This is a genomic window from Enterobacter sp. 301B, from assembly GCF_003850715.1.
GTDB lineage: Bacteria > Pseudomonadota > Gammaproteobacteria > Enterobacterales > Enterobacteriaceae > Enterobacter > Enterobacter intestinihominis.
Genome location: NZ_PQTC01000026.1, coordinates 18,773 through 43,118 on the forward strand (window position 1 = coordinate 18,773; position 24,346 = coordinate 43,118).

Genomic DNA, 24,346 nt, shown 5'->3' on the forward strand with positions numbered 1-24,346 from the left:
CATCAGAAGGCCCGCAAATGCGGGCCTTTTTTTATGCTTTTTCAATATCCTGCAATACCTGATTTTGTGATCTGTTTGGCATTACCCGCTCTTTTTGTTTACCCTTTACTGACCTGCCTGTCCCCTTAAGGGATAGATTTTGTGTTTTGGTTTAGCAAAAGGAAGAATAAATGGAACAACTTGATGTTGTAGACAGCATCAATCACGCGGGTAACTGGCTGGTGCGCAACCAGGCGCTACTGCTGAGCTACGCTGTGAATATTGTTGCCGCTATTGCCATCATCATTGTCGGGATGATCGTGGCGCGTATCGTATCGAACGCGGTCAACCGGGTGATGGTTGCACGACACATTGACGCCACGGTCGCCGATTTCCTCTCCGCGCTGGTGCGTTACGGCATCATCGCCTTTACGCTGATTGCGGCGCTGGGGCGTGTCGGCGTGCAGACGGCATCCGTCATCGCTGTGCTCGGTGCTGCCGGTCTGGCCATTGGTCTGGCATTACAGGGTTCGCTGTCGAACCTGGCGGCGGGCGTACTGCTGGTAACCTTCCGTCCGTTCCGTTCCGGTGAATACGTGGATTTAGGCGGGATCGCGGGTACCGTGTTGCAGGTACAGATTTTCTCTACCACTCTGCGTACTGTCGACGGTCGTATTGTGGTGGTACCGAACGGGAAAATCATTGCCGGCAATATCATTAACTTCTCCCGCGAGCCGGTGCGTCGTAACGAGCTGATCATCAGCGTGGCGTACGATTCCGATATCGATCAGGTGAAGTCTCTGATTACCAACATCATTGCTTCAGATGACCGTATTCTGAAGGACCGCGAGCAGACCGTTCGTCTGAATGAACTGGGCGCATCATCCATTAATTTTGTGGTGCGCATCTGGAGCAAAAGCAGCGATCTGCAAAACGTATACTGGGATGTGCTGGAGCGCATTAAGCGTGACTTCGATGCTAACGGCATCAGCTTCCCGTACCCGCAGATGGACGTAAACGTCAAAAAAGTCAAAGAAGCAGAGTAACGTCTCCGTAGGCCCGGTAAGCGTCAGCGACACCGGGCTTTTCTTTTATTAGCCTCGCTAATCCCCAATTAATATTATCCATTTCCTCTAATGTCGTTCCCGCAGTATAGTCTGCCCCAGGACAACTCTGCGAGAATTACGTTATGTTATCTTACTATTTTCAAGGGCTTGCGTTAGGTGCGGCCATGATCCTTCCCCTTGGTCCACAAAATGCGTTCGTGATGAATCAGGGCATCCGCCGTCAGTACCATCTGATGATTGCCTTGCTGTGCGCGGTGAGCGATCTGCTGCTGATTTGCGCCGGGATTTTTGGCGGCAGCGCCCTGTTGATGCAGTCGCCGTGGCTGCTGGCGCTGGTTACCTGGGGCGGCGTAGCGTTTCTGCTGTGGTACGGGTTTGGCGCCCTGAAAACGGCCATGAGCAGCAATCTTGAGCTGGCGAGCGCCGAAGTGATGAAGCAAGGGCGCTGGAAGATTATCGTCACCATGCTCGCCGTGACATGGCTTAACCCGCACGTTTATCTTGATACGTTCGTGGTGCTCGGCAGCCTGGGTGGACAGCTGGACGTTGAGCCGAAACGCTGGTTTGCGCTCGGTACGGTCAGCGCCTCCTTCCTCTGGTTCTTTGGTCTTGCGATCCTGGCGGCATGGCTGGCACCACGACTGCGTACCGCCAAAGCGCAGCGCATTATCAATACCCTGGTGGGGCTGGTGATGTGGTTTATTGCCTTCCAGCTGGCGAAAGAGGGCATTCATCACGTACAGGGATTGTTCAACTAAGCGTTGTCTTATGGACATCTGAACAAGACCCGCTAAGCTTGCTGGCATGAGCCCTGTTAACAGGGCACTCTTCGCAACATGGAGGAATGACAGTGAAGTTTAAGGTGATGGCCCTGGCGGCATTAGTAAGTTTAGGTGCGGTGTCGGTGCAGGCGAATGAACTGCCAAACGGCCCGCACATTGTCACTTCAGGTACGGCAAGCGTGGATGCGGTACCGGATGTTGCAACCCTGGCAATTGAAGTGAACGTGGCGGCGAAAGATGCTGCTTCCGCCAAGAAACAGGCAGACGATCGTGTTGCGCAATACCTCTCTTTCCTGGAACAGAACGGTGTCGCGAAAAAAGACATCAGCTCTGCGAACCTGCGTACTCAACCGGATTACGATTACCAGAACGGCAAAAGCATCCTGAAAGGCTATCGCGCCGTGCGTACTGTAGAAGTGACCGTGCGCCAGCTTGATAAGCTCAACGGATTGCTGGATGGTGCGCTGAAGGCTGGGCTGAACGAAATTCGTTCCGTCTCGCTGGGCGTTGCGCAACCAGAGAAGTATAAAGACGAAGCGCGTAAAGCGGCGATTGATGATGCCATTCATCAGGCGCAGCAGCTGGCATCCGGCTTCAAGAGCAAGCTCGGTCCGGTTTACAGCGTGCGTTACCACGTCTCAAACTACCAGCCAAGCCCGATGGTGCGGATGATGAAAGCGGACGCCGCGCCGGTTTCTGCTCAGGAAACCTACGAGCAGCCAACCATTCAGTTCGACGATCAGGTTGATGTGGTGTTCCAGCTGGAGCCGACTGAAAAGCCAGCTCAGTAACCCGTAGGCCGGGTAAGGCGAAGCCGCCACCCGGCTTGTTTTTCAATCCTGTCTTAACACCTTATGCCCAAACGCCAGCAGCGCGTCGGTGACGTTGCGCATCATGCGGCTTTCCGGCGCAAAACGGTGCCAGTACAACATCCGGCGCTGATACAGCCCCGGAGTTAAATCAATCAGCTCACCGCTTTTCAACTCTTTCTCAATCTGCAGATGCGGGATCATGCAGCAGGTGGTTCCCTGACGTGCAAGCTGCACGAAGGCTTCGGACGAGTTAACGATATGACACGGCACGCTGCCCGGCGGCAGATCGAAGTTTTGCTGCAGGAAGGCCTGATGCATATCGTCCAGATGGTCGAACGCGACGGCAGGGGCTTTTAGCAGCGCGGCGCGGGTCACACCGTTCGGGAAATAGCGCTCGGCAAAGGCTTTTGAACCGACGAAGAGGTAATCCAGCGCGCCCAACTGATCCACCAGACAGCTTGGCAGCGCCTGAGGCTGAATACTGACGGCACCAACCACTTCGCCGCGACGCAGACGTTCCTGGGTGCGGGTTTCATCTTCAACCTGGAGATTCAGGCGGATAGGGGAGTCGGCCAGCACCGGCGCAAGGGCCGGCAGCAGCCAGGTTGCCAGACTGTCGGCGTTCACCGCCAGCGACAGCAGCAGCGGCGTGGAGCCGGTCTGTTCATCGCCCAGCCACTCATCTTCCAGCAGTTCAACCTGACGTAGCAGGGCGAGGAGCTTTTGTCCTTGCTCCGTTGGACGCGGCGGTACGGTACGCACCAGCAGCGGCTGCCCGAACATGTTTTCAAGCTGTTTGATACGCTGTGATACGGCGGACTGGGTGATGCACAGCTTTTGCGCCGCGCGCTCAAAACCGCGTTCACGAATAACTGCATCAAGTGCCTGTAGTGTTCTGTAGTCCGGACGTTTCATTGCTCTGGCTGACTCCTTAATTTTGCTTAATCTGCACTATGACACAATTTTCCCTTCGTGGCAGACGAAATCCATTCGACGTGTTCTATAATGCGCCCTGAGTTTTCACACCACAGGCAAAACGATCATGACGCAGGATGAACTGAAAAAAGCAGTAGGATGGGCGGCTCTCCAGTACGTACAGCCGGGTACCATTGTCGGTGTTGGTACGGGATCGACGGCGGCGCACTTTATCGATGCGCTGGGCACGATGAAGGGGCAAATCGAGGGCGCGGTTTCGAGCTCCGATGCTTCCACGGAAAAGCTGAAAAGCCTCGGCATCACTGTTTTCGACCTCAACGAAGTGGACCGTCTGGGCATTTACGTTGATGGCGCGGATGAAATCAACGGCCACATGCAGATGATCAAAGGCGGTGGCGCGGCGCTGACCCGCGAAAAAATCATTGCCTCCGTGGCGGATAAGTTCATCTGCATCGCGGACGCCTCCAAGCAGGTCGACATTCTGGGGAGTTTCCCGCTGCCGGTCGAAGTGATCCCGATGGCGCGCAGTGCCGTGGCACGTCAACTGGTGAAGCTGGGTGGTCGTCCGGAATACCGTCAGGGTGTGGTGACCGACAACGGCAACGTGATCCTCGACGTTCACGGCCTTGAGATCCTCGATGCCATTGCGCTGGAAAATGCGATCAACGGCATTCCGGGCGTCGTTACCGTAGGGTTATTTGCCAACCGTGGCGCGGACGTGGCGCTGATCGGCACGTCTGACGGTGTAAAAACCATCGTAAAATGATCTGACGGGGGGAGCGCTCCCCCCGCTAAAAAATTTTGAAAAGCTAAATTCGGTGACTTGTGTCACGTTTTTCCGCCTCTTTTGCCGATCCTGCCGCGTTTGTAAATTTCCATAGCATTTTCCTCTGTCATTTTGCTCTGTATGACTTTTCTTCAGAGTGCCGACGCAAACGTTCATATTGCTGCAATAGTTTTTTTTGATATGTTGGCTGCACGGGATTTATATCCAGCACAACATCAGTTCAGATAAAAACAGGGTCGGGTAAATGGCAAAGGTATCACTGGAGAAAGACAAGATTAAATTCCTGCTGGTTGAAGGCGTGCACCAGAAAGCGCTCGATAGCCTTCGCGCTGCAGGTTACACCAACATCGAATTTCACAAAGGCGCGCTGGATACTGAAGAGCTGAAAGCGTCCATCCGTGATGCCCATTTCATTGGCCTGCGATCCCGTACCCAACTGACTGAAGACGTTATTGCTGCGGCGGAAAAGCTGGTGGCGATTGGCTGTTTCTGTATCGGTACCAATCAGGTTGATCTGAATGCCGCCGCAAAACGCGGTATCCCGGTTTTTAACGCCCCGTTCTCCAACACCCGTTCCGTGGCGGAGCTGGTGATTGGCGAGCTGCTGCTACTCCTTCGCGGTATTCCGGAAGCTAACGCCAAAGCGCACCGCGGCGTGTGGAATAAGCTGGCCGCGGGCTCCTACGAAGCGCGTGGTAAAAAACTCGGGATTATTGGTTACGGCCACATCGGTACGCAGCTTGGTATTCTGGCGGAATCCCTTGGCATGCACGTGTTTTTCTACGATATCGAAAACAAACTGCCGCTGGGTAACGCGACGCAGGTGCAGCATCTTTCTGACCTGCTGAACATGAGCGACGTGGTCAGCCTGCACGTGCCGGAAAATGCGTCCACAAAAAACATGATGGGAGCGGAAGAGCTGGCGCTGATGAAGCCGGGCTCACTGCTGATCAACGCCGCGCGCGGTACAGTAGTCGATATTCCTGCGCTGTGCGATGCGCTGAAGCGTAAGCATCTGGCGGGTGCGGCGATTGACGTGTTCCCGACGGAACCGGCCACCAACAGCGATCCGTTCACCTCTCCACTGTGCGAGTTCGACAACGTGATCCTGACGCCGCACATCGGCGGTTCTACTCAGGAAGCGCAGGAGAATATCGGCCTGGAAGTGGCGGGCAAGCTGAGCAAATATTCCGACAACGGTTCAACGCTCTCTGCGGTGAACTTCCCGGAAGTGTCTCTGCCGCTACACGGCGGGCGTCGTCTGCTGCACATTCACGAAAACCGTCCGGGCGTGCTGACTGCTATCAACCAGATCTTTGCCGAACAGGGCGTCAACATTGCCGCGCAGTATCTGCAAACGAACGCGCAGATGGGTTATGTGGTGATTGATATTGAAGCGGATGAAGACATTGCCGAGAAAGCATTGCAGAGCATGAAGGCCATTCCGGGGACGATTCGCGCGCGTCTGCTGTACTGATAGTGCGGTCTGTGGTGTCGGGTGGCGCTTACGCTTACCCGACCTACAATGTTCGAGGATTTATGTAGGCCGGGTAAGGCGTAGCCGCCACCCGGCTTTGTTCTACCAGGTCCAGGTTTTACTGGGCGTCACCACCGCCGGCAACGGCACATCCCATTTCTCCACGGGTAATGCCTCCACGCCCTGACAATCATGCGCATAGCCCACCGGCTGCAATCCGTACTGCTGCCAGTTTTGTAGCGTTCTGTCGTAAAAACCACCGCCCATTCCCAGGCGCTGTCCCTGCTCGTCAAACGCCACCAGCGGCGTAATCAGCACATCCAGTTCAGATAGCGGCAGCACATCGCGCACGTCGAGTTTGGGTTCGGTGATTTTCAGACGATTCACCACCAGCTCGCTGTGCGGATGGTAGTGCAGAAACAGCAGATTGCCCCGGCTAAAGGGATGCAGCACCGGCAGATAAACTTTTTTCCCGGCGCGCCAGAGCTGGTCGATAAGTGGTTGGGTATCCAGCTCACCATCAAACGAAAGAAACAAGGCGACGGTGTTTGCCATCACCACAGGCGGATAGGCCATCATACGGGCGGCGGCCTGCTGGGCAAACTGTGTCTGTTGTTCGGCGCTTAAGGCACGACGACGCTGGCGAATGAGCTGACGGATATCCTGGCGTGAAGCAGAAACTTCAGGGAATTGAGTCATGGTAGTTGGTAGAAGAAGAGAGAGGGAATCTCCGAGATGCCGCCGCAGGCTGTAACCCTTGAACCCTTGGTTCAAGGTGAATGTGTCGTCATAGTTTTAAGGCTTCTCGGACGGACCGAGCATGCTCACCAACCATGGAGCGCCACATTCTTGTGGTATGAAATATCGGCTCAGGGGACTGGCCCGCTTGCAAACATCTCAGAGAAATTTTGTCTTCACAGTTACTCTACCATAGTCAACTGAGAAGTGTTATTCAAACTTTGGTCCCGGTCTTTCAGGACTGCGACCTTGATCAAGCAATGCCTGTTCTATGGTCTGCTGGAGCATTTTAATGCGCTGCTCCATGCTTGCCGCGTAATCGCGGGTCTTCGCTTTTTCCTGAGTCAGTTCATAGCTGATGTTCAACGCGGCGATGAAAACCAGCTGCTCAGTATTTGTGACTCTAGTGCGTTCTTTTAGATCTTGCAACCGCTGATTCAAATCGTCCGCAGCCTGATTCAAAGCATCCCTTTGTTCAGGCGGACAATTCACTCGCAGTGAACGGCCAAAAATCTGGAGATCGACGGGTTGTGCAGACATGCCACCTTCCTGCTGATTGACTGCGCTGCCTTCGCTTACTGCCCCGGGGGCTGCGAAGGGGCGACACTATAGCTACCCTGATGTGAAGATACAAGCCCTTTTCTGGTATCACCAGGGTCCAAAGTGGTAGCATATCATGAATATCCTCCCTTTGATGACGAATGCGTATGTCTATACAGAACGAAATGCCTGGTTACAAGGATTTAAACCAGTTACTGAACCAGCAGGGAGTCGGTCTGACCCCTGCCGAAATGCACGGTCTGATCAGCGGCATACTGTGCGGCGGAAACAGCGACAGCTCATGGCAGCCGCTGATCCACGACCTCACCAACGAAGGGCTGGCGTTTGGCCACGAACTGGCGGAAGCGCTGCGTAAAATGCACGCCGCAACCAGCGATTCCCTGGAAGACGATGGCTTTCTTTTTCAGCTTTATCTGCCTGAAGGCGACGATGTCAGCGTCTTCGATCGCGCTGATGCGCTCGCGGGTTGGGTAAACCACTATCTGCTTGGCCTGGGCGTAACCCAGCCTAAACTGGATAAAGTGACCGGCGAAGCGGGTGAAGCGATCGACGATCTGCGTAACATCGCCCAGCTCGGCTACGATGAAGACGAAGACCAGGAAGAGCTGGAGATGTCTCTCGAAGAGATCATCGAGTACGTGCGCGTGGCGTCTCTGCTGTGCCACGACAACTTTACGCGCTCGCAGCCGACCGCGCCGGAAGTTCGCAAGCCAACATTACACTAAGAAAAATAACGCACAGGAGGGTGTCATGGTTATCTCCAGTCAAGAGTATTCTCGCCGTCGTCAGGCGCTGCTGGCAAAAATGCAGCCGGGAAGCGCTGCCCTGATTTTCGCCGCGCCGGAAGTGACGCGCAGCGCCGACAGCGAATACCCCTATCGCCAGAGCAGTGATTTCTGGTACTTCACCGGGTTTAACGAGCCGGAAGCTGTACTGGTGCTGATTAAAAGCAATGACACCCACAACCACAGCGTGATTTTCAACCGCGTGCGCGATCTGACCGCGGAAATCTGGTTTGGTCGCCGCTTAGGGCAGGAGGCGGCGCCGGAAAAACTGGGCGTGGACCGCGCGCTGGCCTACAGCGAAATCAACCAGCAGCTCTATCAATTGCTCAACGGCCTGGACGTGCTCTATCACGCGCAGGGTGAATACGCGTATGCGGATGAGATTGTTTTCACTGCGCTGGATAAGCTGCGTAAAGGCTCACGTCAGAATTTGTCTGCACCCGCAACCCTGACAGACTGGCGACCGGTGGTGCATGAGATGCGCCTGTTTAAGTCTGAAGAAGAGCTGAACGTGATGCGCCGCGCGGGCGAAATCAGCGCCCTGGCGCATACCCGCGCCATGGAAAAGTGCCGTCCCGGTATGTTCGAGTACCAGCTTGAAGGGGAAATTCACCATGAATTTAACCGTCACGGCGCGCGCTTCCCGTCCTATAACACCATCGTAGGCGGCGGGGAAAACGGCTGCATTCTGCACTATACCGAAAACGAAAGTGAACTGCGCGACGGCGATCTGGTGCTGATTGACGCCGGCTGTGAATATCAGGGTTACGCGGGCGACATCACCCGTACCTTCCCGGTGAACGGTAAATTCACCCCAGCGCAGCGTGAAATCTATGACATCGTGCTTGAGTCTCTGGAGACCGCGCTGACGCTGTTCCGCCCTGGCACCTCCATCCAGGAGGTTACGGGCGAGGTGGTGCGCATCATGATTACCGGGCTGGTGAAGCTCGGCATTCTGAAAGGCGATGTGGACACCCTTATAACCGAAAACGCCCATCGTCCGTACTTTATGCATGGCCTGAGCCACTGGCTGGGGCTGGATGTGCATGACGTGGGGGCATACGGTCCGGAACGTTCGCGCGTGCTGGAGCCAGGCATGGTGCTGACCGTTGAGCCGGGGCTGTACATCGCGCCGGATGCCGACGTGCCGGAACAGTACCGCGGGATCGGCATTCGTATTGAAGATGACATCGTCATCACCGAAACCGGTAACGAAAACCTGACCGCGACCGTGGTGAAAAAAGCCGACGACATCGAGGCGCTGATGGCGGCGGCACGCGGATGAGCGTAATCATCGTTGGCGGAGGCATGACCGGCGCTACTCTGGCGCTGGCTATTTCGCGGTTAACCCAGGGCCAGCTTCCGGTGCATCTGGTTGAGGCGGTCGCGCCGCAGGCGACCGATCATCCCGGTTTCGACGCCCGCGCTATCGCGCTGGCGCAGGGAACCTGTCAGCAGCTTGCGCGTATTGGGATCTGGCAGGCGATAGCGGATTGCGCGACGGCGATCGGCACCGTTCACGTCAGCGATCGCGGGCACGCCGGGTTCGTAACGCTGGATGCCCACGATTACCGGATCGAGGCGCTGGGGCAGGTTGTCGAGCTGCATGACGTAGGGCTGCGGCTGTTCCGTCTTTTACAGGACGCGCCTGGCGTCACGCTGCACTGTCCGGCGCGCGTCGCCAGCTTTAACCGCCGTGACGAAGCCGTCAGCGTGACGCTGGACAACGGCACCACGCTGGAGGGGGAACTGCTGGTGGCGGCGGATGGTTCACGCTCCGCGATCGCCACGCAGTGCGGCGTCGAATTGCGCTCTGAACCCTATGGGCAGGTGGCGGTCATCGCTAACGTCTCTACGGCTGGCGCGCATAACGGCAGGGCATTTGAGCGCTTCACGGAGCACGGCCCGCTGGCCATGCTGCCGATGTCGAACGGGCGCTGCTCGCTGGTGTGGTGCCATGCGCAGGACCGGGCCGATGAGGTTCTCTCCTGGTCCGACGAACGTTTTAGTTCCGAGCTGCAAAAAGCCTTCGGCTGGCGGCTTGGGCGTATCACCCAGGCCGGAAAACGCGTGGCCTATCCGCTCGCGCTGACGACCGCATCGCAGACTGTCTCCCATCGCGTCGCTCTGGTCGGCAACGCCGCGCAGACGCTGCACCCCATCGCCGGGCAAGGCTTTAACCTTGGCCTGCGCGACGTGATGAGCCTGGCTGAGCTACTGGCGCAGACGTGGAGCGAACAACAGGATTGTGGCGCATACTCAGTGCTGAGCCATTACCAGAAACGACGTCAGGCGGACAAAGCGGCGACCATTGGCGTTACCGACGGTTTAGTCCACCTGTTTGCCAATCGCTGGGCACCGCTGGTTGCGGGTCGCAACCTTGGGCTGATGGCGATGGAACTGTTCATTCCGGCACGTGACGTGCTGGCGCAGCGGACCCTGGGTTGGGTCGCGCGTTAAGGAGTAATCACCGTGCAAAATGTTGATGTCGCCATTGTCGGCGGCGGAATGGTAGGACTGGCGCTGGCCTGTGGTTTACATGGCAGCGGCCTGCGCGTGGCGGTGCTAGAGCAAAATGCGCCGCAGCCTGTGGCGCAGGATGCACCGCCGGAGCTGCGCGTCTCGGCGATCAATGCCGCCAGCGAAAAGCTACTGACGCACCTTGGCGTCTGGTCTGAAATCGTGGCGCTGCGTGCCAGCTGTTACCATGGCATGGAAGTGTGGGATAAAGACAGCTTCGGCCATATCGCGTTTGACGATGAAAGCATGGGCTACAGCCACCTTGGGCACATCGTTGAAAACGCGGTGATTCACCATGCGCTGTGGCAAAAAGCGCAGCAGTGCAGCGACGTCACGCTGATCGCACCGGCGAAACTTCAGCAGGTGGCGTGGGGCGAAAACGACGCGTTTATCACTCTTGAAAGCGGCGACATGCTGACCGCGCGGCTGGTAGTGGGTGCCGACGGCGCCAATTCCTGGCTGCGTAACAAAGCGGATATTCCGCTGACCTTCTGGGATTACCGTCATCACGCCCTGGTTGCCACAATCCGCACCGAAGAGCCGCATGGCGGCGTGGCGCGCCAGATTTTCCACAATGATGGCATTCTGGCCTTCCTGCCGCTTGCCGATCCGCATCTCTGCTCCATCGTCTGGTCTTTAGAGCCGGAGAAAGCGCAGCAGATGCAGGAGGCGACGCCGGACGCCTTTAATCAGGCGCTATGCGTGGCGTTTGATAACCGTCTGGGCCTGTGCACGCTTGAAAGCGAACGACAGGCGTTTCCGTTAACCGGTCGCTACGCGCGTCAGTTTGCGGCGCACCGTCTGGCGTTGGTGGGGGATGCGGCGCATACGATTCATCCGCTGGCCGGGCAGGGGGTGAACCTCGGCTTTATGGACGCGGCCGAGCTGGTTGAAGAGCTGCGTCGTCTGCATCGGGAAGGTAAAGATATTGGTCAGCATCTGTATCTGCGTCGCTACGAGCGCAGCCGCAAACACAGTGCGGCGATGATGCTGGCGGGTATGCAGGGCTTCCGCGAGCTATTTGCCGGAGCGAACCCGGCGAAAAAACTGCTGCGCGATATCGGCCTCAAACTGGCCGACACCCTTCCCGGCGTCAAACCGCAGCTTCTTCGTCAGGCAATGGGCCTTAACGATCTTCCCGACTGGTTACGTTAATCTCGATCCCCGTCACACTTTATTTTCCCGGCCTTCGCGCCGGGGAAATCTCCTCGTTTGAAATAATCTAATTTCACGTTATTTTTCGCATTAGAAAATCTAATCTTACTATTTTTATGTTACGGAAATTCGGCCCGTTTTTCCGCACGAAATATCACCATCTGCTAAATCCTGTTAGCTCGATGTTAATTTTATGCGGGTTTAATCGCATTTTACCAGTGAATAACTCTGTAGGCTTTTCAGCGATTTTTGGTCATAAGCTAATGTGATGACCCGTTTTACCTTATGGTTAACCGCCGGTTTCGGTGGTAAGTTCAGGTAAAAGAGAACGTTTGCGTCGGCCCCCGATCGCGAGGTCGACACCGGGTTTCACGGTGAATTTTTCAACGAGGAAAAGATGGCTCAACAGACTCCTTTGTACGAACAGCACGTGTTATGCGGCGCCCGCATGGTGGACTTCCACGGCTGGATGATGCCGCTGCACTACGGCTCGCAGATTGATGAGCACCACGCGGTGCGCACCGATGCCGGTATGTTCGACGTGTCTCATATGACGATTGTCGACCTGCGCGGTAGCCGCACCCGGGAGTTTTTGCGTTATCTGCTGGCAAACGACGTCGCCAAACTAAAAACGCCGGGCAAAGCGCTCTATACCGGCATGCTCAATGCCTCTGGCGGCGTGATTGACGACCTCATCGTCTACTACTTCACCGAAGATTTCTTCCGCCTCGTTGTAAACTCCGCCACCCGCGAAAAAGACCTCTCCTGGATTTCCCAACACGCTGAACCTTACGCCATCGACATCACCGTTCGTGACGATCTGTCGCTGATTGCGGTGCAGGGGCCAAACGCCCAGGCGAAAGCCGCGTCTCTGTTCAGCGACGAGCAGCGCAAAGCAACCGAAGGCATGAAGCCGTTCTTCGGCGTGCAGGCGGGGGATCTGTTTATCGCCACCACCGGCTACACCGGTGAAGCGGGCTACGAAATTGCAATGCCAAACGAAAAGGCCGCTGATTTCTGGCGTGCGCTGGTGGAGGCGGGCGTGAAGCCTGCGGGCCTGGGCGCGCGCGATACGCTGCGTCTGGAAGCGGGGATGAACCTCTACGGTCAGGAGATGGACGAAGGCGTCTCACCGCTGGCGGCCAACATGGGCTGGACCATCGCGTGGGAACCGGCTGACCGTGATTTTATTGGCCGTGAAGCGCTGGAGATGCAGCGCGAGAAGGGCACTGAACAGCTGGTTGGCCTGGTGATGAAAGAAAAAGGCGTTCTGCGCGGCGAGCTGCCGGTGCGCTTCACCGATGCCGATGGCAATCATCGCGAAGGCGTGATCACCAGCGGAACGTTCTCCCCGACGCTCGGCTACAGTATTGCACTGGCACGCGTGCCAGCGGGGATTGGCGAAACGGCGGTGGTGCAGATCCGCAACCGCGAAATGCCGGTCAACGTGACCAAACCGATTTTTGTTCGCGCCGGTAAGCCGGTCGCCTAACTATTTTTATCAGGAGAACTTCAATGAGCAATGTGCCAGCAGAACTGAAATACAGCAAAGAACACGAGTGGCTGCGCAAAGAGGCGGACGGCACTTACACCGTTGGGATCACCGAGCACGCGCAGGAACTGCTGGGCGACATGGTGTTTGTTGACCTGCCGGAAGTGGGCGCAACCGTGAGCGCAGGCGACGACTGTGCGGTGGCGGAATCCGTTAAAGCGGCCTCTGACATCTACGCTCCGGTGAGCGGTGAAATTGTTGCCGTGAACGACGCGCTGAGCGACTCCCCGGAGCTGGTGAACAGCGAGCCTTATGAAGGCGGCTGGATCTTTAAGATCAAAGCCAGCGACGAAGCGCAGGTTGCCGCGCTGCTGGATGCGACCGCGTACGAAGCACTACTGGAAGACGAATAACGTTGTGCCGGATGGCGCTGCGCTTATCCGGCCTACAGATCTACGTAGGCCCGGTAAGCGTTAGCGCCACCGGGCAACAGCGTTACAGATAATTACGATTCACTGCACGTTTCAGGAACCATCGCTCATGACACAGACTTTAAGCCAGCTTGAAAACCGTGGCGCCTTCATTGAACGTCACATTGGGCCGGATGCTCAGCAACAGCAGGAGATGCTGAAGACAGTTGGCGCGGATTCATTAAACGCACTGATCGGCCAGATCGTGCCAAAAGACATCCAGCTTGCCACACCGCCGCAGGTAGGCGAGTCCACGACGGAGTTCGCCGCGCTGGCGGAGCTGAAGGCCATCGCCGGCCTTAACAAGCGCTATAAGTCTTACATCGGCATGGGCTACACCAACGTGCAGTTACCGCCGGTGATCCTGCGTAACATGCTGGAAAACCCGGGCTGGTACACCGCTTACACCCCGTATCAGCCAGAAGTCTCCCAGGGCCGTCTGGAAGCGCTGCTGAACTTCCAGCAGGTGACGCTGGATCTGACCGGTATGGATATCGCCTCTGCCTCTCTGCTGGATGAAGCCACTGCCGCCGCTGAAGCGATGGCGATGGCGAAGCGCGTGAGCAAGCTGAAAAACGCCAACCGCTTCTTCGTCGCGGCGGACGTGCATCCCCAGACGCTGGACGTGGTGCGCACCCGTGCGGAAACCTTCGGCTTTGAGGTGATTGTCGACGACGCTGACAAAGTGCTGGATCACCAGGACGTCTTCGGCGTGCTGTTACAGCAGGTGGGCACCACCGGGGAAGTGCATGATTACAGCGCGCTGATCGCCGAGCTCAAATCCCGTAAGGTTATTGTTAGCGTCGCCGCTGATTTTATGGCGCTGGTGCTGCTGACGGCGCCAGGTAAACAGGGCGCGGATATTGTCTTCGGCTCAGCGCAACGCTTCGGCGTGCCGATGGGCTACGGCGGCCCGCACGCGGCGTTCTTTGGCGCGAAAGATGAATTTAAACGTTCCATGCCAGGCCGTATTATCGGCGTATCGAAAGATGCCGCCGGTAACACCGCGCTGCGCATGGCGATGCAGACCCGCGAGCAGCATATCCGCCGCGAGAAAGCGAACTCCAACATCTGTACCTCGCAGGTGCTGCTGGCTAACATTGCCAGCTTATACGCGGTGTTCCACGGTCCGGCAGGTCTGAAACGCATTGCCAGCCGCATCCACCGTCTGGCCGATATCCTGGCCTGCGGTCTGCAACAGAAAGGTCTCAGGCTGCGTCATGAGCACTACTTCGACACCCTGTGCGTCGAGGTGGCAGACAAAGCGGCCGTGCTGGCACGCGCCGAGGCAGCACAAATCAACCTGCGCAGCGACATTCACAATGCGGTCGGCATTACGCTGGACGAAAGCACCACCCGTGACGATATCCTGACCCTGTTCAACGTATTGCTGGGTGACGCACAGGGTCTGGACGTTGATACGCTCGACAAAGAGGTTGCGCTCGACAGCCGCTCCATTCAGGAAAGCATGCTGCGCGACGACGCGATCCTGACTCACCCGGTGTTCAACCGCTATCACAGCGAAACCGAGATGATGCGTTACATGCACTCTCTGGAACGTAAAGATCTGGCGCTGAACCAGGCGATGATCCCGCTGGGCTCCTGCACCATGAAGCTGAACGCCGCGGCTGAGATGATCCCAATCACCTGGCCTGAATTCTCCGAGCTGCACCCGTTCTGCCCGGCTGAGCGGGCGGAAGGTTATCACATGATGATCAACCAGCTCTCCGACTGGCTGGTGAAGCTGACCGGGTACGACGCGCTCTGCATGCAGCCGAACTCCGGTGCGCAGGGTGAATACGCCGGTCTGCTGGCGATCCGTCACTATCACGAAAGCCGCAACGAAGGCCACCGCGATATCTGTCTGATCCCAAGCTCTGCCCACGGCACCAACCCGGCCTCTGCCCAGATGGCAGGGATGGAAGTGGTGGTCGTGGCGTGCGACAAAAACGGCAACATCGATCTGGCCGACCTGCGCGCGAAAGCCGAGCAGGCAGGCGACAAACTCTCCTGCATCATGGTGACCTACCCGTCCACCCACGGCGTGTACGAGGAAACGATCCGTGAAGTGTGTGAAGTGGTGCATCAGTTCGGCGGCCAGGTTTACCTCGACGGCGCGAACATGAACGCCCAGGTGGGCATTACCTCTCCGGGCTTTATTGGCGCGGACGTGTCGCACCTCAACCTGCATAAAACGTTCTGCATTCCGCACGGCGGCGGCGGCCCGGGCATGGGCCCAATCGGCGTCAAAGCGCACCTGGCACCGTTTGTGCCAGGCCATAGCGTGGTGCAGATTGAAGGCATGCTGACCCGTCAGGGCGCGGTCTCCGCGGCACCGTTCGGCAGCGCCTCTATCCTGCCAATCAGCTGGATGTACATCCGCATGATGGGCGCGGAAGGGCTCAAGCAGGCCAGCCAGGTGGCGATCCTCAACGCCAACTACATCGCAACACGTCTGAAAGACGCCTATCCGGTGCTCTACACCGGCCGCGATGGTCGCGTGGCGCACGAATGCATCCTCGATATTCGTCCTCTGAAAGAAGAGACGGGCATCAGCGAGCTGGATATTGCCAAGCGTCTGATCGACTACGGCTTCCACGCGCCAACCATGTCCTTCCCGGTTGCAGGAACGCTGATGGTTGAGCCGACCGAGTCTGAAAGCAAGGTGGAGCTGGATCGCTTTATCGACGCGATGCTGGCGATCCGCAGCGAAATCGACCGCGTGAAAGGCGGGGAATGGACGCTGGAAGATAACCCGCTGGTCAACGCGCCGCATACCCAGAACGAACTGGTGGCAGAGTGGAACCACGGTTATACCCGCGAGCTGGCTGTCTTCCCGGCAGGTGTAGCAAACAAATACTGGCCAACCGTGAAACGTCTTGATGATGTTTACGGCGACCGTAACCTGTTCTGCTCCTGCGTGCCGATGAGCGAATACCAGTAACGTTGTTCCTGTAGTAACGTAGGCCGGGTAAGGCGAAGCCGCCACCCGGCTTTTTTATTTGGAGAACAGAATGGCAATTGCATTGGTCACCGGCGCTAGCCGGGGTATTGGTAAAGCCACCGCGCTACAGCTGGCAAGCGAAGGCTACACCGTTGCGGTGAATTTTCATCACAACATCAAAGCCGCGACAGAGGTCATTAATCAGATCGTGGACGCGGGCGGTAAGGCCTTTGCCGTGCGCGCGGATATCAGCGATGAATCGCAGGTGATGGCGATGTTCGACAGCATCGATCGCGAAGGTGAGCCGCTCGCCGCGCTGGTGAACAACGCCGGGATTTTGTTTGAACAATCCTCCATCGAAAACCTCTCCGCTGAACGTATTAACCGCGTGCTGTCCACCAACGTCACTGGCTATTTTCTCTGCTGCCGTGAGGCGGTGAAGCGCATGTCGCATAAACACGGCGGCAAGGGCGGCGCGATTGTGAATGTCTCCTCGGCGGCCTCACGACTGGGCGCTCCGGGGGAGTATGTGGATTATGCTGCCTCCAAAGGGGCCGTGGATTCCCTGACAACCGGCCTCGCGCTGGAGGTGGCGGCGCAGGGCATTCGCGTTAACTGCGTGCGGCCAGGCCTGATTTATACCGATATTCACGCCTCCGGCGGCGAGCCGGGGCGTGTGGATCGGGTGAAGTCGATGTTACCGATGCAGCGTGGCGGTCAGCCGGAGGAGGTCGCCCAGGCCATTACCTGGCTGCTGAGCGACAAAGCCTCCTATGTCACCGGTAGCTTCCTGGAGCTGGCTGGCGGGAAGTAACGCTACGACGCCAGCCACAGCCGCAGGCGCATTCCCCAGCCGCTGGTCCAGCCGGTGGTGATCGACTTCACTTCACCGTGAGAGATCACCACAAGCGTTGGCGTCACCTGAACGTCCCACTGACGCGCCAGTTCTCCGCTGGCGTCGTTGACCGTGGGCATCATCGCCTTCTTCTTTCTCATCCATGTTTCGAGCGTCGCGTTATCGCCCGAGCGCAGCGCAACCGACATCACGTTACCCCCGTCCGCGGCAATCGCCGCCACCGACGGCGTGGTGTAGCGGCAGACGCCGCACCATGTCGCCCAGACGTAGACCAGCAGCGGTCGCTCCTTACTCATGGCGATAAGATCGACGGGCTGACCGTCGAGGGTGTGCAGTGCTGTCGCGGAGAAATTCTGCGGCAGCGCGGGCTGGCGGAAATAGTCCACCGCCAGGCTCACGGCTACGCCAATCAGCAGCCACACGGCCAGCTCGCGCAGCAGGCGCGGAAGCTTACTTGCCACGGGCGTTTGCCAGCTGTTCTTTGACCAGCCCCTCCAGATCGTCATACGGGATTGCGCCCGCCACCATCTGGTCACCGATGATGGTCGCCGGGGTGCCCTGAATATTCAGCACCTGCGCCAGGATCAGGTTCATCTTTACGCTGTCCATAGTTTTATCATCGGTTTTAATGCTGTCCGTCCCGGTCTTCACCTGCGCGGCGGCGATGCTGGCGTCATCGTGATAGCCCTTTTTCATCATCAGCCGCTGGTGTAGTGCCCAGAATTGATCCGGCGCCTGCTGCCACGTTGAGAGCGCCGCTTTCGCGGCATTTACCGAGCTTTGCCCCTTGAACGGCAGCAGTTTGATGATGAGCTGCACGTCGGGATTTTCCTGCACGATTTTCTCCAGCATTGGGTCGAACTGCTTGCAATACGGGCAGTTGTAGTCCGTGAAGGAGACGATGGTGAGCTTCGGCGATGTCGCGCCGGTTCGCGGGCTGTTGGGGTCGTTAAACAGCAGTTTTGCCAGCTGGTCGTTGGAAGCGTCATCTGACGGTGCGGCGAAACCGAACGTTGATAACGACAGCAGAAGTAAGGCAACAAAGGCTCTCATGTTATTTTCCTTTTGCATCGGACAGGGTGCTCAGCACCGCTTCGCGGCTTAACAACGCAGGCAGCACGTGGCCCTGCGGTAATCCCGGTCCGTAGATCTGGTTAAACGGCACGGCGGCGCTGCCGCGCGTGGTTAAAAACTGGCTGATGGTATCTGAGGGGCGGCTCCAGTCGCCGCGCAGGGCGACAACGTCCGGGGCGGAGAGCGCGACCTGCACGTCGTCGCGCAGCAGTACGTTGTATTTATTGGCTTTACAGGTCACGCACCAGTCGGCGGTCACGTCGACGAACACCCGTTTGTTCTCCGCCAGCGCGCGGAAAATGGCCTGCTCGCTGAGCGGCTGCCAGTGAATACGATCGCGGCGGGAGCCCTCGCCGCCGGAGCCGGAAACAAACGCGACTACCCCGGCCACCAGTACAGCTAATACCCCGGCGCGCAGTGCCGTTTGCCAGCGGTAGCGCCAGGCGGTGACCAGCAGCAGCGCAAGGATCAGCAGCACGCTCAGCGTAATGACCGGCAGGCTGCCAATGTGCACCGTCAGCAGGCTCAGCAGCCACAGCGATGAGCCGAGCATCATCATCCCCAGCACTACGCGTACAACGTTCATCCAGCGCCCCGGACGCGGCAACCGCTGGGCCAGCCCCGGCCAGGCCGCCACCAGCAGCCACGGCAGGCTCATGCCGATACCCATCGCCAGGAAGATCCCCCACAGCAGGGGAAGCGGTGCCGCCAGCGCGACCGAGACCGCCGTCCCCAGGAACGGCGCGGTGCAGGGTGTCGCCAGCAGCGTGGCAAACGCGCCTTGCCAGAAATGACCCGCAAGCCCGTTGCCGCCGCGCGTGGCGAGGAAGGTGCTGGCGCCGGAAGGAAGACGGATTTCAAACAACCCCAGCAGGCTGGCGCTGAAGAGCACCATTACCAGCGCCATCGCGGCAATAAACCACGGGTTCTGGAACTGGATCCCCCAGCCGAGTGCCTGATTCCCTAAACGTAATACCGTCATCATCAGCGCCAGCGCGAGGAACGAGATCACGATCCCGGCTACCGATGCAAGAAACTGTCGGCGTACCTGACCGCGCGCCTGCCGTTCGGTTTGCATCAGCGTGCCCAGCTTCATGGCTAGCACGGGCAGTACGCAGGGCATGACGTTAAGGATCAGACCGCCAGCAAGCGCCATCAGCAGCACCCAGCCTAACGGGAGCGTCGGCGCGGCGTTCCCCGGCTGAATGCTCAGGCTGGACTCCTGCGCCTGCCCGCTATCGGCCAGAACCAGCGACAGGGTTTTGCCGCTGAGGTTGGGCGCGGCCTCGCCCCAGCTGTCCGTCACGGGCACGGTGGCGACCAGCGAATCACCGCGCATGGTGAGGGCCGGTTTGCCGAAATCAACATCATCCATACCGTCGATAAACAGCGACGGCGCCTGCCAGCCTGCGTCACGCTGCGCCGTTACGGTCAGCTTGCCGGGGGCATAGGTGGCGTTAAGCGTTGAGGTCAACCCGCCGCTGAGCGGAAGGGTGCCCATGGCCCGACTGAAATCGTAATCAAAACCGGCACCTGCGGATGCGGTCATGTTCAGTGAAAACGGGTAGTCGGTAAGAATACAGACGTTGCTACAGGTGGAGAGCGTCAGCACGCCGCTCAGGATCGTCGGGACGTCGCCCCGCAGAGTGAGGGGAAAGCTGACATCGCCGTGATAGCCCTGCGTGGTGATGCCCGCGACGTCGAAACGCTGCGGCACAGGCCAGCGCCAGATCGCCTCGACGGGCTGATGCCATTTAATCGCGGGTGCGACGCCGCCTTCGCCCGGCGAGCGCCAGTAGGTTTTCCAGCCTTTTTGCAGGGCGACGTCCAGCAGCAGGCGGGTTTCGCCAGTGCTTTCAGGTTGCGCACGCAGCCTGACGCTGGCGTGCTGATTATCGGCAGCGCGCAGCCAGCCGCTGTCGGCAGCCTGGCTGAGGGGCAGCCATAGCAAAAGCAGGCAGACCAGCAGTCGCCTGAATACAGTAAACATAAATTTTCTCCGTAAATGATGAATTAACCTGAAGTAACAGGCGAAGGCTCATTCACGGAAGACGCATAATCGCAGATGCACCCTTAACCGGGGCGGGGAGATAACGCGGGGAGGCCACTGCCGTTCGCGGCGCGGTGGACTGGCTGCCAGCAACGCAAGCAGCAGGGTGACGGCAATCAGGGCGCCTTCAAACAAAACAGGCGGGACCGACATCAGCGACTTGGCGCTTAGCTCACACGGGGTTACCGGTGCGTCGGCACTCTCCTGCCCCTGCTGGACAGACTGGCTCGTGGCGGTGACGTTCATGACAAGCGCGTGCATCCCGGCCATCCGCTGGGCGGTACATATCAGCACCACCAGACAGGCCAGGGCTACAAGCAGGATAGCGTTGCGTTGTCGCTTAATCATGTTCGCCTCAAATATTCAGGATGCCTATATTATCGGGCGAACATATTTTGGCAACGCAAAAGCTGTAAAGAAGTGTCTGGAAGATAAGCAGTTTGCCCTCTCCGCTTGCAGAGAGGGCAAGCCATTACAGCGTTTCGCCGTTGCTGGCAATGACGGTTTTATACCACTCAAAGCTCTTCTTACGGGAGCGGGACATGTCACCGGTGCCGTCGTCGTGCTTGTTGACGTAGATAAAGCCGTAGCGCTTGCTGTACTGGCCGGTGGTGAAGGAGACGCAGTCGATGCAGCCCCACGGGGTGTAGCCCATCAGATCCACGCCGTCGTACGTCACGGCCTTCATCATCTCTTCCACGTGGGCGCGCAGGTAGTCGATGCGGTAGTCATCGTTGATGCTGCCGTCCTCTTCCACCTTGTCGTAGGCGCCGAAACCATTTTCCACGATAAACAGTGGCTTCTGGTAGCGCTCGTACAGTTCACACAGCGAATAACGCAGGCCCACAGGGTCAATCTGCCAGCCCCAGTCGGACGCCTTGACGTGTGGGTTCGGCACGCTGCCCTCGAAGCCGGAAATGGCATCACCGGTGCCGCCTTCCGCTTTGACCGCGTTGGTCATGTAGTAGCTGAAACCTAAGTAATCGCAGGTGCCTTCACGCAGGATCTGCTCGTCGCCTGCTTCCATTTTGATGGAGAAGCCACGGCGTTCCCACTCGTTCAGCACGTAAGACGGGTAGTAGCCGCGTAGCTGTACGTCGGTAAAGACGTAGCGCTCGCGCATGGATTCCTGAGCGAACATCACATCTTCTGGCTTGCAGGAGTACGGATAGAGCGCCACCATCGCCAGCATGCAGCCGACTTTCATCTCCGGGTTAATGCGGCGGGCGGCTTTCACCGCCAGCGCGCTGGCCACGAACTGGTGGTGCAGCACCTGGTACATGGTCTCTTCCGGGTTGTCGTGCTCGGTATAGACCACGCCAGAGCAGCAGTAGCCGAACAGTGGCGCACGCCAGTTGCGCTGGTTGTTGATTTCGTTGAAGGTCATCCAGTATTTGACCTTATTTTTGTAGCGCTCAAATACCACTTCCGAGAAGCGTACAAAGAAATCGACTACTTTACGGTTGGTCCATCCGCCGTATTCCTGAACAAGGTGCAGCGGCATTTCAAAGTGGGAGAGGGTGATCACCGGCTCGATGTTGTACTTCAGCAGTTCATCGAACATGTCGTCGTAAAACTTCAGCCCCTCTTCGTTTGGCTGAGTTTCGTCGCCTTTCGGGAAGATGCGCGTCCAGGCGATAGAGGTACGGAAACATTTGAAGCCCATCTCGGCAAACAGCTTGATGTCTTCTTTGTAATGGCCGTAAAAGTCGACGGCTTCGTGGTTCGGGTAATATTTGCCTTCAATCACTTCCTGCGTGATTTCACGCGGAACGCCGTGTGCGCCGCCGGTGAGCACGTCGCAAATGCTTGGCCCTTTGCCGCCTTTGTTCCAGCCGCCTTCAACCTGGTGCGCCGCCACCGCGCCGCCCCATAAAAAATCTTTCGGTAAAGTGAGTTTTTTCATCTTTGCTATTCTCAATTCAGGACTTAATGATTTCGAGTCTAGCAAAGCGGAAATAAATGTCACGATATAACATTTTGCGGAAATTGTAATTTGTCACATCAAAAAAACAGGATGTTTTATTCTGTTAATTTCTTCGCCAGTTTCCGGCCTAATGATTCCAGAATATAGATGACGGGAATTTGGGTGGTTATATCGTAAACGCCGCCTATGCGCGTTTGGGGGACATGCCAGGAGAGATTAAAGTCCGCCAGTTTCGCGAGACGAGAATGTTCGTGGCTGGTGACAGAGAGCACCTTGCAGCGATGCAGGCTGAACTGGCTGGCGAAGCGCAGGATTTCCTCGGTTTCTCCGGAGACGGAAAGTACAATGGCCAGTGCATTTTTAGCCATATCGTTAGTGACCGGGAAATAAGGATCGTCGATATGGTTGCTGAATTTCCCGATATTTGAAAAGAAACGTGCGCCATATTTTGCCAGCGATCCGGACGTGCCTGCGCCAACAAAAATAATTCGTTCAGATGATAAAATAATATCGACGGCTTTATCTAATAACGCATCGAACTCTTCGTTATTTACGCTTTTAAAGAAGCTGATAATTTCACTGGCACCAAAATTCGCCTGCTGCGGCTCGTTCTGCTCCAGATAGAGTTTAAAGCGCACCCGAAATTCCGAGTAGCCTTCGCAGTTGAGCTTTCGGCAGAAGCGCAGGATAGTAGTGGTAGAGACTCCCGCCGCATCCGCCAGCTCGCGGATGGTCATGTACATCACTTTGTCACGGTTCTTAATGACATAGTTGTAGACCATCATTTCCAGATTGTTGAGGCTGGCAATGGCGGAATGGCTGAACATACTCACAATGGCTAAACTCGCTGTCGGACACTATCCCTGAAGCATACCATGATGACGAAGGGTGAGAGACGGATTTATCTCCTTGATTACTCAGGTGTTAATGAAATCATTTACACCTGTGCGGTGGATTTATTTTGCATTATACTGATTTGTAAGGATAAATCTTGATTATGGATTTATTTTAGCTAACAGGTGTTCACTGGAATCATTCTCAGTTAGCATAGACTGGCGATGAATAATCATCTTTTGTTTTCCCGGAGTTAAGTATGGTGAGCAGACCATTAATCGCACAGGGATATTCGCTGGCTGAGGAAGTAGCCAACAGTATAAGCCATGGCATTGGCCTGGTGTTTGGGATTGTCGGCTTAGTATTGCTGTTGGTGCAGGCGGTAGATACCAACGCCAGCGCGATGGCCATTACCAGCTACAGCCTGTATGGCGGGAGTATGATCCTGCTTTTCCTTGCCTCAACGCTGTATCACGCTATTCCGCATCAACGGGCGAAGATATGGCTCAAGAAATTTGACCACTGCGCAATCTATCTTCTCATTGCAGGCACTTACACGCCATTTTTGCTGGTGGGGCTCAACTCACCGCTGTCGCGTGGCCTGATGATTGTGATCTGGAGCCTGGCGCTGCTGGGGATCCTGTTCAAGCTGACCATCGCGCACCGGTTCAAAGTGTTGTCGCTGGTCACCTATCTGACAATGGGCTGGCTGTCGCTGATTGTGGTGTATCAGTTAGCCATTAAGCTGGCGGTGGGGGGCGTGACGCTTCTGGCGGTGGGCGGAGTGATCTACTCGCTGGGCGTGATTTTCTACGTCTGCAAGCGTATCCCGTACAACCATGCCATCTGGCACGGCTTTGTGCTGGGCGGCAGCGTGTGCCACTTTCTGGCAATTTATCTGTATGTTGGTCAGGTGTAGTTTTTTTGTAAGGTGCGGTCTGATGCCCTCACCCCGACCCTCTCCCGGTGGGCTGAGGGTTCCCCACAAATTAATGCGAGCACTGAGCAATCCCCTCGCCCCTCCGGGGAGAGGGTTAGGGTGAGGGGAACATACGGCGGTGGTGGTCATTCCGTTCACTTTATGTTCCTTGCTACTCTGT

The 24,346-nt window shown here is 57.1% G+C and carries 23 protein-coding genes and 1 other RNA gene; 14 read left to right on the top strand and 10 right to left on the bottom strand.

Going from position 1 to position 24,346, the window contains the following annotated elements; all coding sequences use genetic code 11:
- Positions 1-170: 170 nt before the first annotated feature.
- The 3 genes from C3451_RS20715 to C3451_RS20725 all read left to right on the top strand — a co-directional run bounded on the left by C3451_RS20715 (position 171) and on the right by C3451_RS20725 (position 2,619).
- Positions 171-1,025: a small-conductance mechanosensitive channel MscS gene (locus C3451_RS20715; RefSeq protein WP_022649325.1), complete on the top strand. Its 855-nt coding sequence runs from the start codon at positions 171-173 to the stop codon at positions 1,023-1,025.
- 143 nt (positions 1,026-1,168) lie between these two features.
- A complete protein-coding gene (argO, locus tag C3451_RS20720) occupies positions 1,169-1,804 on the top strand; it encodes an arginine exporter ArgO (protein WP_003860085.1) in 636 nt (211 codons plus the stop codon).
- Between the two features lie 92 nt (positions 1,805-1,896).
- Positions 1,897-2,619, top strand: coding sequence for an oxidative stress defense protein (locus C3451_RS20725; protein ID WP_022649323.1), 723 nt, complete (start codon positions 1,897-1,899; stop codon positions 2,617-2,619).
- Positions 2,620-2,661: 42 nt separating this feature from the next.
- Here C3451_RS20725 and argP read toward each other — a convergent pair whose 3' ends face one another.
- Positions 2,662-3,555 (bottom strand): DNA-binding transcriptional regulator ArgP, encoded by an 894-nt coding sequence (argP, locus tag C3451_RS20730; RefSeq protein ID WP_003860089.1) that lies wholly within the window; start codon positions 3,553-3,555, stop codon positions 2,662-2,664.
- A 127-nt stretch (positions 3,556-3,682) separates the two neighbouring features.
- On the opposite strand from argP, the gene rpiA reads away from it, so the two are divergent.
- Together rpiA and serA are read left to right on the top strand one after the other, a co-directional pair.
- Positions 3,683-4,342 carry a ribose-5-phosphate isomerase RpiA gene (gene rpiA / locus C3451_RS20735; RefSeq protein WP_063139244.1) on the top strand — a complete coding sequence of 220 codons (660 nt, stop codon included), beginning with the start codon at positions 3,683-3,685 and terminating at the stop codon, positions 4,340-4,342.
- 265 nt (positions 4,343-4,607) lie between these two features.
- Complete coding sequence (gene serA, locus C3451_RS20740; protein ID WP_022649321.1) at positions 4,608-5,840, top strand: phosphoglycerate dehydrogenase; 1,233 nt, start codon at positions 4,608-4,610, stop codon at positions 5,838-5,840.
- 102 nt (positions 5,841-5,942) lie between these two features.
- On the opposite strand, the gene C3451_RS20745 is transcribed toward serA, so the two are convergent.
- The 3 genes from C3451_RS20745 to zapA form a co-directional block, all read right to left on the bottom strand.
- Positions 5,943-6,539, bottom strand: a complete 597-nt coding sequence (locus tag C3451_RS20745) for a 5-formyltetrahydrofolate cyclo-ligase (RefSeq protein WP_038416693.1) — start codon at positions 6,537-6,539, stop codon at positions 5,943-5,945.
- Positions 6,540-6,563: 24 nt separating this feature from the next.
- Positions 6,564-6,747, bottom strand: a non-coding RNA gene (ssrS, locus tag C3451_RS20750) — 6S RNA.
- Between the two features lie 41 nt (positions 6,748-6,788).
- Positions 6,789-7,118 carry a cell division protein ZapA gene (gene zapA, locus C3451_RS20755; RefSeq protein WP_003860096.1) on the bottom strand — a complete coding sequence of 110 codons (330 nt, stop codon included), beginning with the start codon at positions 7,116-7,118 and terminating at the stop codon, positions 6,789-6,791.
- A 167-nt stretch (positions 7,119-7,285) separates the two neighbouring features.
- Between zapA and C3451_RS20760 the strand changes: the two genes are divergently transcribed.
- From C3451_RS20760 to C3451_RS20795, 8 genes are all read left to right on the top strand, one after another.
- A complete protein-coding gene (locus tag C3451_RS20760) occupies positions 7,286-7,864 on the top strand; it encodes a YecA family protein (protein ID WP_003860099.1) in 579 nt (192 codons plus the stop codon).
- 31 nt (positions 7,865-7,895) lie between these two features.
- A complete protein-coding gene (pepP, locus tag C3451_RS20765) occupies positions 7,896-9,209 on the top strand; it encodes a Xaa-Pro aminopeptidase (RefSeq protein WP_088581805.1) in 1,314 nt (437 codons plus the stop codon).
- Positions 9,206-10,384, top strand: a complete 1,179-nt coding sequence (gene ubiH / locus C3451_RS20770; RefSeq protein ID WP_045623009.1) for a 2-octaprenyl-6-methoxyphenyl hydroxylase — start codon at positions 9,206-9,208, stop codon at positions 10,382-10,384. The genes pepP and ubiH overlap by 4 nt, the downstream gene beginning before the upstream one ends.
- A 12-nt stretch (positions 10,385-10,396) precedes the next feature.
- A complete protein-coding gene (gene ubiI / locus C3451_RS20775) occupies positions 10,397-11,599 on the top strand; it encodes an FAD-dependent 2-octaprenylphenol hydroxylase (protein ID WP_045623007.1) in 1,203 nt (400 codons plus the stop codon).
- A 397-nt stretch (positions 11,600-11,996) separates the two neighbouring features.
- Positions 11,997-13,091 carry a glycine cleavage system aminomethyltransferase GcvT gene (gene gcvT, locus C3451_RS20780; protein WP_003860107.1) on the top strand — a complete coding sequence of 365 codons (1,095 nt, stop codon included), beginning with the start codon at positions 11,997-11,999 and terminating at the stop codon, positions 13,089-13,091.
- Between the two features lie 23 nt (positions 13,092-13,114).
- The gene (gcvH, locus tag C3451_RS20785) at positions 13,115-13,504 is read left to right on the top strand and encodes a glycine cleavage system protein GcvH (protein ID WP_006811885.1); all 390 of its coding nucleotides are present in this window, start codon (positions 13,115-13,117) and stop codon (positions 13,502-13,504) included.
- Between the two features lie 127 nt (positions 13,505-13,631).
- The gene (gene gcvP, locus C3451_RS20790; protein ID WP_124304397.1) at positions 13,632-16,505 is read left to right on the top strand and encodes an aminomethyl-transferring glycine dehydrogenase; all 2,874 of its coding nucleotides are present in this window, start codon (positions 13,632-13,634) and stop codon (positions 16,503-16,505) included.
- A 70-nt stretch (positions 16,506-16,575) separates the two neighbouring features.
- Entirely contained in the window at positions 16,576-17,319 is a 744-nt protein-coding gene (locus tag C3451_RS20795) for an SDR family oxidoreductase (RefSeq protein ID WP_023306889.1), read from the top strand.
- 2 nt (positions 17,320-17,321) lie between these two features.
- Here C3451_RS20795 and C3451_RS20800 read toward each other — a convergent pair whose 3' ends face one another.
- The 6 genes from C3451_RS20800 to C3451_RS20825 form a co-directional block, all read right to left on the bottom strand.
- The gene (locus tag C3451_RS20800; RefSeq protein WP_032626112.1) at positions 17,322-17,822 is read right to left on the bottom strand and encodes a protein disulfide oxidoreductase; all 501 of its coding nucleotides are present in this window, start codon (positions 17,820-17,822) and stop codon (positions 17,322-17,324) included.
- The gene (locus C3451_RS20805) at positions 17,812-18,414 is read right to left on the bottom strand and encodes a DsbA family protein (protein WP_045623005.1); all 603 of its coding nucleotides are present in this window, start codon (positions 18,412-18,414) and stop codon (positions 17,812-17,814) included. The genes C3451_RS20800 and C3451_RS20805 overlap by 11 nt, the downstream gene beginning before the upstream one ends.
- Before the next feature lies 1 nt (position 18,415).
- Positions 18,416-20,425, bottom strand: a complete 2,010-nt coding sequence (locus tag C3451_RS20810) for a protein-disulfide reductase DsbD domain-containing protein (RefSeq protein ID WP_124304398.1) — start codon at positions 20,423-20,425, stop codon at positions 18,416-18,418.
- Positions 20,426-20,473: 48 nt separating this feature from the next.
- The gene (locus tag C3451_RS20815) at positions 20,474-20,833 is read right to left on the bottom strand and encodes a hypothetical protein (protein ID WP_022649310.1); all 360 of its coding nucleotides are present in this window, start codon (positions 20,831-20,833) and stop codon (positions 20,474-20,476) included.
- A gap of 124 nt (positions 20,834-20,957) precedes the next feature.
- Complete coding sequence (bglA, locus tag C3451_RS20820; RefSeq protein ID WP_023306887.1) at positions 20,958-22,391, bottom strand: 6-phospho-beta-glucosidase BglA; 1,434 nt, start codon at positions 22,389-22,391, stop codon at positions 20,958-20,960.
- A gap of 116 nt (positions 22,392-22,507) precedes the next feature.
- On the bottom strand, positions 22,508-23,239 hold the full coding sequence (locus tag C3451_RS20825) for a MurR/RpiR family transcriptional regulator (RefSeq protein ID WP_022649308.1): 732 nt from the start codon (positions 23,237-23,239) through the stop codon (positions 22,508-22,510).
- Positions 23,240-23,505: 266 nt separating this feature from the next.
- On the opposite strand from C3451_RS20825, the gene C3451_RS20830 reads away from it, so the two are divergent.
- Positions 23,506-24,165 carry a hemolysin III family protein gene (locus C3451_RS20830; RefSeq protein WP_022649307.1) on the top strand — a complete coding sequence of 220 codons (660 nt, stop codon included), beginning with the start codon at positions 23,506-23,508 and terminating at the stop codon, positions 24,163-24,165.
- Positions 24,166-24,346: the final 181 nt, after the last annotated feature.

What these genes read in the sequence shown, in the direction of transcription:
- C3451_RS20815 (WP_022649310.1), bottom strand. Translation starts at nt 20,833, where the DNA reads ATGATTAAGCGACAACGCAACGCTATCCTGCTTGTAGCCCTGGCCTGT.
- gcvH (WP_006811885.1), top strand. Translation starts at nt 13,115, where the DNA reads ATGAGCAATGTGCCAGCAGAACTGAAATACAGCAAAGAACACGAGTGG.
- C3451_RS20795 (WP_023306889.1), top strand. Translation starts at nt 16,576, where the DNA reads ATGGCAATTGCATTGGTCACCGGCGCTAGCCGGGGTATTGGTAAAGCC.
- C3451_RS20745 (WP_038416693.1), bottom strand. Translation starts at nt 6,539, where the DNA reads ATGACTCAATTCCCTGAAGTTTCTGCTTCACGCCAGGATATCCGTCAG.
- argO (WP_003860085.1), top strand. Translation starts at nt 1,169, where the DNA reads ATGTTATCTTACTATTTTCAAGGGCTTGCGTTAGGTGCGGCCATGATC.
- C3451_RS20760 (WP_003860099.1), top strand. Translation starts at nt 7,286, where the DNA reads ATGTCTATACAGAACGAAATGCCTGGTTACAAGGATTTAAACCAGTTA.
- gcvP (WP_124304397.1), top strand. Translation starts at nt 13,632, where the DNA reads ATGACACAGACTTTAAGCCAGCTTGAAAACCGTGGCGCCTTCATTGAA.
- C3451_RS20830 (WP_022649307.1), top strand. Translation starts at nt 23,506, where the DNA reads ATGGTGAGCAGACCATTAATCGCACAGGGATATTCGCTGGCTGAGGAA.
- ubiH (WP_045623009.1), top strand. Translation starts at nt 9,206, where the DNA reads ATGAGCGTAATCATCGTTGGCGGAGGCATGACCGGCGCTACTCTGGCG.
- C3451_RS20825 (WP_022649308.1), bottom strand. Translation starts at nt 23,239, where the DNA reads ATGTTCAGCCATTCCGCCATTGCCAGCCTCAACAATCTGGAAATGATG.
- C3451_RS20715 (WP_022649325.1), top strand. Translation starts at nt 171, where the DNA reads ATGGAACAACTTGATGTTGTAGACAGCATCAATCACGCGGGTAACTGG.
- bglA (WP_023306887.1), bottom strand. Translation starts at nt 22,391, where the DNA reads ATGAAAAAACTCACTTTACCGAAAGATTTTTTATGGGGCGGCGCGGTG.
- rpiA (WP_063139244.1), top strand. Translation starts at nt 3,683, where the DNA reads ATGACGCAGGATGAACTGAAAAAAGCAGTAGGATGGGCGGCTCTCCAG.
- zapA (WP_003860096.1), bottom strand. Translation starts at nt 7,118, where the DNA reads ATGTCTGCACAACCCGTCGATCTCCAGATTTTTGGCCGTTCACTGCGA.
- argP (WP_003860089.1), bottom strand. Translation starts at nt 3,555, where the DNA reads ATGAAACGTCCGGACTACAGAACACTACAGGCACTTGATGCAGTTATT.
- serA (WP_022649321.1), top strand. Translation starts at nt 4,608, where the DNA reads ATGGCAAAGGTATCACTGGAGAAAGACAAGATTAAATTCCTGCTGGTT.
- C3451_RS20805 (WP_045623005.1), bottom strand. Translation starts at nt 18,414, where the DNA reads ATGAGAGCCTTTGTTGCCTTACTTCTGCTGTCGTTATCAACGTTCGGT.
- C3451_RS20810 (WP_124304398.1), bottom strand. Translation starts at nt 20,425, where the DNA reads ATGTTTACTGTATTCAGGCGACTGCTGGTCTGCCTGCTTTTGCTATGG.
- gcvT (WP_003860107.1), top strand. Translation starts at nt 11,997, where the DNA reads ATGGCTCAACAGACTCCTTTGTACGAACAGCACGTGTTATGCGGCGCC.